The sequence below is a fragment of the Enterobacter sp. KB-221C9 genome (genome assembly GCF_041320715.1).
Taxonomy (GTDB): domain Bacteria; phylum Pseudomonadota; class Gammaproteobacteria; order Enterobacterales; family Enterobacteriaceae; genus Enterobacter; species Enterobacter asburiae_D.
This window is the reverse complement of the sequence record NZ_JBGIWG010000005.1, coordinates 304,231-316,353: the sequence shown is the minus strand read 5'-3', so window position 1 is coordinate 316,353 and position 12,123 is coordinate 304,231. Positions and strand designations below refer to the sequence as shown.

Below are 12,123 nucleotides of genomic sequence, written 5' to 3'. Positions count from 1 at the left end.
TCCCGTCAGGGTTTCGTCACGCTCACGTTCCATAAAATAGGGCCAATCAGGTCCTGATAGCCTTTCACATTGCCTTTTAGCGCCACCGCATCCGGCGTAGTGCGGCCAAGCACAATGACCGGCAGATATTGCCAGCTCAGCCTGTTCAGTTCATCCACCAGCGGTTTCGCCTCTTTCAATGAAGGCGCCTGCTTGATTTCATCCAGCACGTTATCGATCTCCGGGTTGTTGCTCAGCCCGGGAAACTTCGCGCGGGAATCGAGGAAGGGATATTGATGCAGCACCTGACGCATGGAGAACTCCAGCGCACAGAGGTCAAAGTTTTTCGGATCCTGGCGGCGCTGCAGAACGGTCGGCCAGTCGTAAACGTCGAGGCGTGACTTCACGCCAATCTGCTTCAGCACCTGCTGAGCCACTATCGCCAGGTTATACAACTCGGCATATTCTTTCGTGGCGATGATCACCACTTCTTCGCCATTGTAGCCCGAGTCTTTCACCAGCGCGCGCGCCTCGTCGAGCCGATGTTGGTTCCAGAAAGGCTTACCGGCCTCGCTGTACCAGTCCACCTGTTCCGGGAAGCCCAGTGACGGATCTTCCTTAAAGAAACGCGGATCGCTGTAGCCCGCCAGCAGCGTTTGATGGACATTAAGCGCGAGATTGAATGCCTGGCGCAGCTTCACATTGGCAAACGGCCCCTGGTTTTTATTGAACAGGTAGGTAATGAGCGAGCCGCCGCTTTTGGGCTGGAAGAGCGACAGACCCGGCACGCTGCTGAGCGTGTCGATATTGTCCTTCGGCAGCTGGAATACCAGATCGTATTCTCCGGTCATCGCCCCGGCCAGGCGAGTGGATTCATCGGTGATGTAGCGGAACCAGATGTCCTTCACATCCGCTTTCTTCTCGCCTGATAGACCGCTTGCAGGCTCCTTGCGGGACTGATACTGGTCATAACGGGTTAAGTGCAGAAAATCACCGGGTTTGAACTCGGCCAGTTTGTAAGGGCCGGTGCCAATTAGCTCGGTCACGGGCTTCTTGCTGCTGTTGGCCTCATCAATAATGCGTTTCGGCATAATAGCGGCGATGTTCTTCACGTCTGCCAGCACGTTGAGCGTAATCAGTGACGGGGAAGGAAGCGTAAAGGTGACGGTTTTATCATCCACCTTACTGAACTGCACGCCGGGCAAATTCGCTTTCCCCTGCGTGGACACTGCCAGCCAGCGATTCATTGAAGCCACAACGTCATCCGCAGTCAGCGGTTGTCCGTCATGAAAATGGATCCCGTCACGCAACACAAAGGTGTAGGTCTTGCGATCGTCACTCAGGGTGTAACTTTCCACCAGCTCTGGTACAGGCTCAAATTTGGCGTTGATGGTGAACAACGTTTCGAAAATATGCCTGTCCACGTCTGAGGTGGCGTTATTGGTCGTCAGATAAGGATCCAGCGTTCCAGGCCGGTTCCCGTAGGCAATATTCAGCACGGCATTACGATCGATACTCTCGGCCTGTGCACTTCCCAGGGGTAAAGCCACCGCCAGCATGAGTGCGGCGGCAGAAAACAGCATTTTCATTGTTATGGTGCTCCGGTTGAGGTCATGCAGCTTGCGTGGCGGCAGTTTGCCCGGCAAATTCGTCTTTCACTTCCTGCAGCAGCGCAGCATCGGTTAACAGTCGCAGCCCGGTTCGGGCCAGCACCTGCGCGCCTGTCACCAGCGCGTCATAGCCCTGTACTGAGTTAGCGGCCTCGCGGAACGCCACGGTGTGACCAATCAGTTCATCGGGGCCAATCTTGATGTAGGGATGTGCTGTCGGTACCGCATGGCTGATATCGCCAGCATCGGTTGAGCCCAACCCCTCTTTTTCCTTCAGCTCGACCGTCTCCCCTGCGGCGGTGAATTCTTCCAGCAGTACACCGTTCAGCGTGTGGTTGATGTTGAAATCACGCGGCCCAACCTGATGCTCAATCTTGACCGTGGTACCGGTTGCCAGCGCGACGCCTTCCGCAATGGCGCGAATACGTGGCTCCAGCGCGACCACCTCTTCACGGGTATGGGCACGAATGTAATAGTGCGCCGACGCATACTCCGGGATCACATTCGGCGCCTGACCGCCGTTAGTGATAATGCCGTGAACGCGGATGCCATCCGGCAGCTGCTGGCGCAGAACGCTGATACCGTTATAGAGCAACACCAGCGCATCCAGCGCGTTCACCCCTTTATGCGGTGAGCTGCCCGCGTGGGAAGGTTTGCCATAGAAATGGAAGTAGAGATGGTTATTCGCCAGTGACGGGCCGGACAATCGCGTTTTCCCTGCGGGGTGGACCATCAATGCCACATCGACATCGTTAAGGAAGCCATGCTCCACGAAGCGGGCTTTCACATTACCGTTTGGACCGCCTTTACCACGCAGCCCGCCCTCTTCTGCAGGCGTACCGAGTACCACGACCTTGCCCCCTGTCGCGTCCAGCGTTTCACTAAGCGCAATCGCTGCTGCAATACTGGTAACCCCAATGATGTTGTGACCACAGGCGTGCCCGATATCAATAAGCGCATCGTATTCAGCCAGGAACGCGATAGTAGGGCCGGGCCTGCCGCTCTCCTTCACCGCATAAAAAGCCGTTTCATGACCGGCGACGTTAAGCGTGACGGCAAAACCCTGTTTTTCCAGCAGCTGTGTCAGCTGGCCGCTGGCGTAATACTCGTTATTGCCGGTTTCAGGATGGGCGTGAATATCTTTGGCTATCGCCACATACTCATCCCGGTGCTGTTGAATACTTGTTTCAAGACGGTCTCGTAATTCGCTATTGCTCATTGCTTCCACCTCAGTCATGACGGTTGATTCATTCCCGACACCGGGAACTGTGGTTAACGTAAGTGCCGCTTCGCCTCCTGGCGTACCCGATGCAGGACGTGATGCTTGATCTCGCTATAGGAAGGGTGTTCCGCCAGCGTTTCGATATCTCGCTCCCGCCCAAAGGGCAGAACGATCTCATCAACGATTTTTCCCGGTTTTGCCGACATGATCAGAATGCGGTCAGCCAAAAAAAGCGCCTCTTCCACATCGTGCGTGACGAAGAGCAGCGTGGTGCCGGTGGAGAGCCATGCCTCGCGAAGCAACTCCTGCATCATCAGTCGGGTTTGCGCATCCAGCGCACCGAACGGTTCATCCAGCAGCAGCACTTCCGGGCCGGGGAGCCAGGCGCGAGCGAGCGCCACGCGCTGCTTCATACCGCCAGAAAGCTGCCAGGGCGCATGATGTTCAAAGCCTTTCAGACCCACGCGCTCTAGCCACGCCTGCGCCAGGGCATTGGTTTCGTCCTTACGGTATTTGCCCAGACGTGGGCCAAACGTGACGTTTTCCAGCACCGAGAGCCACGGGAAAAGGTTGGGTTGCTGGAATATCATTCCGCGATCGGGACCAGGCTTGCCGATCTCTTTCCCGCCAGCAGCTACCCGCCCCCGGTCTGGCTTATTAAACCCGGCGACAAGGTTCAGAATGGTGGATTTGCCACAGCCAGACGGCCCAAGCAGGACCACAAACTCACCGCTGTTCAGGCTCAGATTGATATCTTCCAGCACCGTAAACGGCTGGGGTTTCGCCGCGAAAGAGAGCGTTACGTTTTCAAGGGTGATAGCACTCATTATTCTTTCCCCGCCCAGGGCACCGTCAGGCGCTGTAGCCCCAGCAGTAATAAATCCAGGAGATAACCAATGCCGCCCAGCAGCAAAATGCCGAGCATGACGATATCAGTACGCAAATAAGAGCTGGCGTTGATGACCATCCAGCCCAGGCCGGAACTGGCGGCGACCATCTCCGCTGCAATCAACGACGTCCAGCCAATGCCAATGGAAAGCCTGACGGTGGTGAAAAGGTCCGGCAGCGCGTCCGGGAGGACGACACGCATGAAGATTTGTCTGCGGGAAGCGCCCAGCGTCTGCGCCACGCGAATACGTGAACGACCAATGCGTTCAACGGCTGCCGATGCCCCCACGACCACGCTTAAAAACGTGGCAATGAAGATCAAGAAGAATTTGGAGGCCTCGCCAATCCCAAGCCACACGACGGCCAGGGGGATGAGTGCAATTTTGGGTAAAGGACGCAGAAACTGAACGAAGGGATTAAGTACCGCCGCCAGGCCGTCAGACAGGCCCATCAGTAACCCCAGCGGAATACCAATGATAATCGCCACGGTAAATGCGCTCAGCGCTCGCGCGAGGCTCACCGCAATGTGTTCCCAGAGCGGTACCTGACGATAGCCATCGGCAAGAAGTTCTTCGGTCGTCAAACCAATGTCCGTTAGCGACGGTAACAGCAGCGGATCGACCCACTGCTGCGTTGCCGCCACCTGCCAGACGATAAAGAAAACCGCCACCGACACTACGCTGATGGCGATATGCTGACTCAATCTCATTGCGCCGCCACCGCCGCATCACGGATATAGCGAGAATCAATGGCGGTATCCCAGTTTGCAGGGATATCGCGCTTGCGGATTTCGCCAATACCGGCGAGGAAGCTGGAGGTTTTGGTTAAGGCCTTGCCGATACCGCTGTCGGTGGTCTGCGTGCCATTACCCAGCCAGTCCGCAGTACCCTGCTGGGCAAGCGTTGGATACTCCAGCCCACCCAGCGTATTTGCCGCCGTGGTAACCGGTGCCCCAACTTCTTTAGCAACGATGCCTGCCGCACGCTCCGGGTCTTTCTTAAACTCATCCACCTTCTGCTGATGCACGCGAAGAAACGCAGTGACCGCTTCTGGGTACTTCTCAGCAAAGGCTTTCCGTACCACATAGTTGTTGTAGATAAGATAGCCGTCTTTCTGCAGGTCCTTAGTGGCAAAGACCTGGTGCCCACCCGACGCCTCCAGCTCCTGTGCAAACGGTGCCCAGACATAGCCAGCATCAATATCACCACGCTTCCATGCCGCGACCATTTCTGCAGGACGCAGCGGCAGTAACGTGATTTTGCTGCGGTCCAGTTTGTTCACGCTGATCGCGGCTTCGAGAGCATACTGAGCCGTTGAGTTGGGTGGGTAGGCGACACGCTTCCCTTCGATATCATTAATTTTCACAATGCCATCTTTACCGATCAGGCGTTCATAGCTGGCTATCACGCCCGATACGCCAATAATTTCGACCGGCAATTTGCGGACAATGCCTGCCGTCGCTGGACTGGATCCAAAATTGGCAATATCAATCGCGTTGCTGGCAAAATAATTAAGCGCATCGGCACCCGATGCAAATTGCACCCACTTCACTTTAGTGTTTAACGCTTTATCAAGAGAGCCATCGGCTTTTGCCAGCATTAATACCTGAGAACCGCCGCTATATGCCACACGAACCTCAGCAGGTGAATCGGCAAAACTCATATTTGCCCATATCCCGCCCGCTGCAATTAATAAGCAGAGACTTTTTTTCATTTTATTTATCCTGTGATTTATCTGAATATAATGTCCGCGATCGTAACGGACGGTGCGCTAATTAAATGATCTGCTGGTTTGCCATAACTGCGAACATCGTTCTGCCAGCGCCTGAGCCGGATCCCAGGTGAGGTGACGAAACGGAGCCCTGGCAGCCTCCAGCGCAACAGGCACTTCGGTACAGGCCAGCACCAGCTTTTGCGCGCCACGGGCAAACAGTGCGTTGGCCTGCAACACCAGCAGTTCGCCGCCGTCAACCAGCGCGCCACGCTTTACCGCGTAGCAGCCCGGTACAAACCATTGGGCGAGCTCCTCGGGGGTCGGCACGACGACCTCAATAGCCTGCGCGGCCAGTCGTTCCTGATACCAGCCCGCGTCCAGCGTGCCTTTAGTGGCAATGACGCCAACCCGCTGAGGTTTTTCATCAGCCTGCGACAGCGCGTCCAGCGTCGCATCAACGATATGCAGAATAGGAGCGCTGCTGGCTTCACTCAGCGCGTCGTACCAGTGGTGAGCCGTATTACAGGGGATTGCGATATGGCTTGCCCCCGCCTGATTAAGTTTCTCGACAGCGTGAAGAAGCTGCGGCAAGGGCGACGGGCCCGTACCCGCCAGCGCGTTCTGGCGATCGGCAATTTGCGGTACATTCCAGACGACCGTTGGGATCTGCTGTTGATCGCTCTGCGCAGGCGTAGCCTCCAGCAGGCGACGCAGAAAATCCAGCGTCGCAAGGGGGCCCATACCTCCCAGCACGCCAAGCAGGAAAGGCTTAGCCATGCTCCAGCACCTGACGATAGCCAAATAGTCCTGCTGACCCACCCGTGTGGATAAAGACAATATTTTCATCCTGACGGAAATGCCCTTTGCGGATCAGATCGATAAGCCCGGCCATCCCTTTTGCGGAGTAAACCGGATCGAGCAGGATACCTTCATGGCGGGCCAGCAGCCTCAGCGCTTCAAGCGTGCCCTCCGTCGGCAAACCGTATCCGTCACCGACATAATCGCTGTTAGCGACTACCGCATGCCGCGACAGTTCCCCCGGCACGCCCAACAGATCCAGCGTTCTGGATGCCAGATTCCAGACGTTCTCTTCCTGTTTATCTTTGGGAGCCCGCACGCTGATGCCGAGCACCGGGATATGGCTGTTAGTGGCGGTGAACCCTGCGACCAGCCCTGCCTGCGTGCCGGTACTGCCCGTCGCGTGGACAACGTGATCGATGCGCAAACGACGCTCTGATGATTGGTAAAGCAGCTCCTCCGCACAGGCAACGTAGCCCAGCGCCCCGATGGGGTTCGAACCTCCGCCAGGAATAACGTATGGACGGTGGCCTTGTTCGCGAAGCGTTGCGGCGTACTCTTCCATCGCCTTTTGCATATCGGTACCGCCTGGCAGATGTGCGACAATCTCGCCGCCCAGAAGGGTATCCAGCAGCACGTTACCCGAGCGCTGATAATCCTCACCAAAATCAGTCACGCGTTTTTCCAGCAGCGCTTTTGCCTGCAGGCCAAGGCGTGCGGCACCGGCGATTGTTTGACGTACGTGGTTAGACTGGGTCGCGCCCTGCGTCACGATGACATCTGCCTTTTGCTGCAGAGCATCCGCCAACAGAAATTCCAGCTTGCGGGTTTTATTCCCGCCGCTTGCAAGGCCCGTTGCATCGTCGCGTTTTATCCATATTTTAGGCCCGCCTAATAATTGGGTTAAATTATTTAACGGTTCCAGTGGCGTAGGAAAATGACCGAGTGAAATTCGGGGAAAACGGGCCAGATGCATAAATGCTCCTTGCTAAAAAGGGGGCTTTATAAAAGTGAAATTCACTATACACATCTGACTAACACGGCTAATCAAAAATAATAAATAACGATTACTGGAAAATGAATAAGCAGGGAAAACGGGTTGATAAGGCCGCTATCTATTCTGTTCTGGAATGACTTACGGCAAAAAAGAATAACCCCTTTCGTCGGAAAGGGGTTAGTGGGACAAAATTACTGCGCGGTATTTTTTTTCGCTGCGCGCTTCGCTTTAGTCGCGGCGGCTATTTTCTGCGTTTTCGCGGAAGGTTTTTTCGCCGAGCGGGCTTCTTTCTTCGCCGCCTTCGGCTTCTGTTTCTTCTCGCCGCGGAAGGCGCTGTCCGGCTCGAAGTTTACCTTCTTGCCCGCCTGACGACGTTTACCGCCGCCCGGTTTACCGTTACCGCCTTTTTTCGCTTTCTCACGCTCGGTTTTGCCGACGTTACGCGGCGCGCGCTCGCTGGAGATCAGGCTGAAGTCGATTTTACGGTCGTCCATATTCACGGCTTCGACCTTCACTTCCACACGGTCGCCCAGACGATAGGTCTGGCCGCCAGATTCGCCAATCAGGCGCTGACCGACCTGGTCGAAGCGGTAGTAGTCGTTATCCAGGCTGGAGACGTGCACCAGACCGTCGATGAACAGCTCGTCCAGACGAACGAAGAAACCAAAGCCGGTCACGCTGGCAATCACGCCTTTAAAGACGTTACCCACCTGATCGAGCATAAAGTCACACTTCAGCCAGTCCGCCACGTCACGGGTTGCTTCATCGGCACGACGTTCGGCCATGGAGCAGTGCTGGCCCAGCTGCAGCATCTCTTCCATCGAATAGTGGTAGCCACCGGTTTCGGTGGTGTTCCCTTTATGGCCCTGCTCCTGCGCCAGCAGATACTTGATCGCACGGTGCAGAGAGAGGTCAGGATAACGACGGATCGGCGAGGTAAAGTGGGCGTAAGACTGCAGCGCCAGGCCGAAGTGTCCCCGGTTTTCCGGATCGTAAATCGCCTGCTTCATAGAGCGCAGCAGCATCGTCTGCAGCATTTCTGCGTCAGGACGGTCGCCAATGGACTCCAGCAGCTCGGCGTAATCGCGCGGCTCTGGCTTGTTACCGCCAGGCAGCTCCAGACCGAGTTCGGCCAGCACGGAGCGGAACGACGTAATGGCTTCCGTGGTCGGCTTATCGTGAATACGGAACAGCGCAGGCTCTTTGGCTTTTTCGACGAAGCGTGCCGCCGAGATGTTCGCCAGAATCATACACTCTTCGATAAGCTTGTGCGCATCGTTACGCTGGGTCTGCTCGATACGTTCAATGCGGCGTTCTGCGTTGAAAATGAATTTCGCTTCTTCACTCTCAAACGAGATCCCGCCGCGCTCTTCGCGCGCCTGATCCAGCGTTTTGTAGAGGTTATGCAGCTCTTCGATGTGTTTGACCAGCGGCGCGTACTGTTCGCGCAGATCCTGGTCGCCCTGCAGCATATGCCAGACCTTGGTATAGGTCAGACGCGCGTGCGAGCTCATCACCGCTTCGTAGAACTTGTAGCCGGTTAAGCGCCCTTTGGTGGAGATGGTCATCTCGCAAACCATACAGAGGCGGTCAACCTGCGGGTTCAGGGAGCACAGGCCGTTAGACAGCACTTCCGGCAGCATCGGCACAACCTGAGACGGGAAGTAGACCGAGGTACCGCGGCTGCGCGCTTCGTTATCCAGCGGGGTGTGCGGACGAACATAGTAGCTTACGTCTGCAATAGCGACCCACAGACGCCAGCCGCCGCCGCGTTTTTTCTCGCAGTAGACGGCGTCATCGAAGTCGCGGGCGTCTTCACCGTCGATAGTGACCAGCGGCAGGGAGCGCAGATCCACGCGGCCCACTTTGGACTCTTCCGGCACTTCTTCGCGCAGGCTTTCGATCTGCTCTTCAACCGCTTTCGGCCAAATGTACGGAATTTCATGGGTACGCAGCGCCATATCAACGGCCATGGTAGTGCCCATGTTGTCGCCAAGCACTTCGACGATTTTACCTACCGCTTTGGTGCGACGGGTTGGGCGCTGGGTGAGTTCCACCACCACCACAAAGCCCATGCGGGCACCCATTACCTCTTCAGGTGGGATCAAAATGTCGAAGCTCAGACGGCTGTCGTCCGGCACCACGAAGCCCACGCCCGCGTCGGTAAAGTAGCGACCGACGATCTGGCTGGTTTTTGGCACCAGAACGCGTACCACGCGCGCTTCGCGGCGACCTTTACGGTCAGCGCCCAGCGGCTGTGCCAGGATCTGGTCGCCGTGGATGCACATCTTCATCTGTTCAGATGAGAGGTACAGATCGTCTTTACGGCCTTCCACGCGCAGGAAGCCGAAGCCATCGCGGTGACCAATGACGGTCCCTTTCAGCAGATCGAGGCGTTCTGGCAGCGCGTAGCACTGGCGGCGGGTAAAGACCAGCTGCCCGTCACGCTCCATCGCGCGCAGGCGGCGGCGAAGGGCTTCAATTTGCTCTTCACCTTCAATGTTTAATTCAACGGCAAGTTCTTCACGATTGGCGGGTTTTTCGCGTTTTGTTAAGTGTTCAATGATGAACTCGCGGCTGGGAATAGGATTCGCGTATTTTTCGGCTTCGCGTTCCTGGAAAGGATCATGTGACATGTCGGTTCCTCCGTTGTCAGCTCCGGTGGAAATTTTCTTCATTCCACCAGCAATAATTTATAAAGCGGTTGATTCTCTTCAACCAAATCGGCCAGCGTGTAGTTATCCAGTTCCATGAGAAAACTTTGCACAGCCTTAGCAAGCGCCTGTTTCAGGCGGCAAGCGGGCGTGATGTGGCAGAACTCGCTGCTGCAGTTCACCAGAGACAGCGGCTCCAGTTCACGTACCACATCGCCCACACGAATACTCTGTGCCGGTTTACCGAGACGGATCCCACCATTCTTCCCGCGGACGGCAGCAACGTATCCGGCACGACTAAGTTGATTGATTATTTTGACCATATGATTACGGGACACGCCGTAGACCTCTGTCACTTCAGAGATACTGGTCATCTTCCCCTCGGGTAACGACGCCATGTAAATCAGCGCACGTAAGCCGTAATCGGTGAAACTTGTTAACTGCACATCAACCTCAGGAAAAAAGGGAAAACGCGGTAAAACCGCAGAGATATTCATTAATGATGATAAACCAGCCAGATAGTTAGCGGCTAATTTATTTGACAGACGGGGCGAAAAAGCGGAGATACAGGAGCGTTCGCCGGATGGCGCGACGCTTATCCGGCCTACGGGTCACCCCGCAGGCCAGCATTCACGAAGATTATGCGTCGAACGGGTCGCGCAGGATCATCGTTTCAGTACGATCCGGGCCGGTAGAAATAATATCGATCGGCACTTCGGTCAGTTCTTCAATACGCTTGATGTAATCCAGCGCCGCCTGCGGCAGGCCGCTACGCTCTTTCACACCGAAAGTGGTCTCAGACCAGCCCGGCATGGTTTCGTAGATTGGCTCAATGCCTTCCCAGTCGTCAGCAGCCAGCGGAGTGGTGGTCACTTCGCGGCCATCTGGCATACGGTAGCCTACGCAGATTTTCACTTCTTTCAGGCCGTCCAGTACGTCCAGCTTGGTCAGGCAGAAGCCAGACAGGGAGTTGATCTGCACTGCACGACGCACTGCAACCGCATCCAGCCAGCCGGTACGACGACGACGACCGGTGGTCGCGCCAAACTCGTTACCCTGCTTGCACAGGAACTCGCCGGTTTCATCAAACAGTTCGGTCGGGAATGGACCCGCACCCACGCGAGTGGAGTACGCTTTGATGATGCCCAGAACGTAATCCACATAACGTGGACCCAGGCCAGAGCCGGTCGCCACGCCACCTGCAGTGGTGTTAGAGGAGGTAACGTACGGATAGGTACCGTGGTCGATGTCCAGCAGCGTACCCTGCGCACCTTCGAACATGACGAAATCGCCACGCTTGCGCGCCTGGTCCAGCAGATCGGACACATCAACAACCATACCGGTCAGAATGTCAGCGATCGCCATGACGTCATCCAGCACTTTCTGGTAGTCAACAGCGTCAGCTTTGTAGAAGTTCACCAGCTGGAAGTTGTGATATTCCATCACTTCTTTCAGTTTTTCAGCGAAGGTGGCTTTGTCGAAGAGGTCGCCCACGCGCAGACCGCGACGCGCAACTTTATCTTCGTAGGCCGGGCCGATACCACGACCGGTGGTACCGATCGCTTTCGCACCGCGCGCTTTCTCACGCGCTACGTCCAGCGCCACGTGATAGTCCAGAATCAGCGGGCAGGCCTCGGAGAGCAGCAGACGCTCACGAACAGGGATACCACGGTCTTCCAGACCTTTCATCTCTTTCATCAGCGCAGCAGGAGACAGCACAACGCCGTTACCGATGATGCTGGTGACGTTATCACGAAGAATGCCTGATGGAATAAGATGGAGGACGGTTTTTTCACCGTTGATTACGAGAGTATGGCCTGCGTTGTGACCGCCCTGGTAGCGTACAACATATTTAGCCCGTTCAGTCAGAAGATCAACAATCTTCCCTTTACCTTCGTCACCCCATTGGGTGCCCAGTACGACGACGTTGTTACCCATTTTTTTCAAAATCACCGTTTGCTTAAAAATGGATTCTACCATCGCTTTTTCAGATATACAGCACTTTTTGACCTCAAAATACGCCGATTGCGCCTACTTTTTGATCAGCCAATCGTTTTCCTCAACATGTAGTAGATCACGATGCCCGCAACCACAAGACCTCCACCGAAACGACGCAAAATATTATCCGGCAGTTGGCTCATCGTGGCGATCATTCGACGCCAGGCGCGCGGATAAAGCATCGGTCCAAGACCTTCCAGCACCAGAACCAAAGCCAGTGCGAGCCAGATCGTTGAATTCATTTTTATTCCTTATAAAAGAAAA

General features: G+C 55.7%; 11 protein-coding genes. All 11 read right to left on the bottom strand.

The window, feature by feature from the left end; translation table 11 throughout:
• Window positions 1-5: 5 nt before the first annotated feature.
• Entirely contained in the window at window positions 6-1,568 is a 1,563-nt protein-coding gene (locus AB8846_RS09815) for an ABC transporter substrate-binding protein (protein WP_370732601.1), read from the bottom strand.
• A gap of 22 nt (window positions 1,569-1,590) precedes the next feature.
• Window positions 1,591-2,808, bottom strand: a complete 1,218-nt coding sequence (locus AB8846_RS09810) for a M20 family metallopeptidase (RefSeq protein ID WP_237845373.1) — start codon at window positions 2,806-2,808, stop codon at window positions 1,591-1,593.
• A gap of 53 nt (window positions 2,809-2,861) precedes the next feature.
• Window positions 2,862-3,638: an ABC transporter ATP-binding protein gene (locus AB8846_RS09805; RefSeq protein WP_370732600.1), complete on the bottom strand. Its 777-nt coding sequence runs from the start codon at window positions 3,636-3,638 to the stop codon at window positions 2,862-2,864.
• Window positions 3,638-4,408 (bottom strand): ABC transporter permease, encoded by a 771-nt coding sequence (locus AB8846_RS09800; protein ID WP_063144093.1) that lies wholly within the window; start codon window positions 4,406-4,408, stop codon window positions 3,638-3,640. Before AB8846_RS09800 ends, AB8846_RS09805 begins: the two co-directional genes overlap by 1 nt.
• Entirely contained in the window at window positions 4,405-5,412 is a 1,008-nt protein-coding gene (locus AB8846_RS09795; RefSeq protein WP_370732599.1) for a glycine betaine ABC transporter substrate-binding protein, read from the bottom strand. Before AB8846_RS09795 ends, AB8846_RS09800 begins: the two co-directional genes overlap by 4 nt.
• Window positions 5,413-5,469: 57 nt before the next feature.
• Window positions 5,470-6,189 carry an aspartate/glutamate racemase family protein gene (locus tag AB8846_RS09790; protein ID WP_370732598.1) on the bottom strand — a complete coding sequence of 240 codons (720 nt, stop codon included), beginning with the start codon at window positions 6,187-6,189 and terminating at the stop codon, window positions 5,470-5,472.
• A complete protein-coding gene (locus AB8846_RS09785) occupies window positions 6,182-7,186 on the bottom strand; it encodes a D-cysteine desulfhydrase (protein WP_010427488.1) in 1,005 nt (334 codons plus the stop codon). Before AB8846_RS09785 ends, AB8846_RS09790 begins: the two co-directional genes overlap by 8 nt.
• Before the next feature lie 212 nt (window positions 7,187-7,398).
• The gene (gene rnr, locus AB8846_RS09780; RefSeq protein WP_370732597.1) at window positions 7,399-9,843 is read right to left on the bottom strand and encodes a ribonuclease R; all 2,445 of its coding nucleotides are present in this window, start codon (window positions 9,841-9,843) and stop codon (window positions 7,399-7,401) included.
• A gap of 38 nt (window positions 9,844-9,881) precedes the next feature.
• Entirely contained in the window at window positions 9,882-10,307 is a 426-nt protein-coding gene (gene nsrR, locus AB8846_RS09775) for a nitric oxide-sensing transcriptional repressor NsrR (RefSeq protein WP_063144123.1), read from the bottom strand.
• Between the two features lie 193 nt (window positions 10,308-10,500).
• Window positions 10,501-11,799 (bottom strand): adenylosuccinate synthase, encoded by a 1,299-nt coding sequence (locus tag AB8846_RS09770; RefSeq protein WP_024907332.1) that lies wholly within the window; start codon window positions 11,797-11,799, stop codon window positions 10,501-10,503.
• Window positions 11,800-11,903: 104 nt separating this feature from the next.
• Window positions 11,904-12,101 carry a DUF2065 domain-containing protein gene (locus tag AB8846_RS09765; protein ID WP_003855996.1) on the bottom strand — a complete coding sequence of 66 codons (198 nt, stop codon included), beginning with the start codon at window positions 12,099-12,101 and terminating at the stop codon, window positions 11,904-11,906.
• Between the last annotated feature and the right edge of the window lie 22 nt (window positions 12,102-12,123).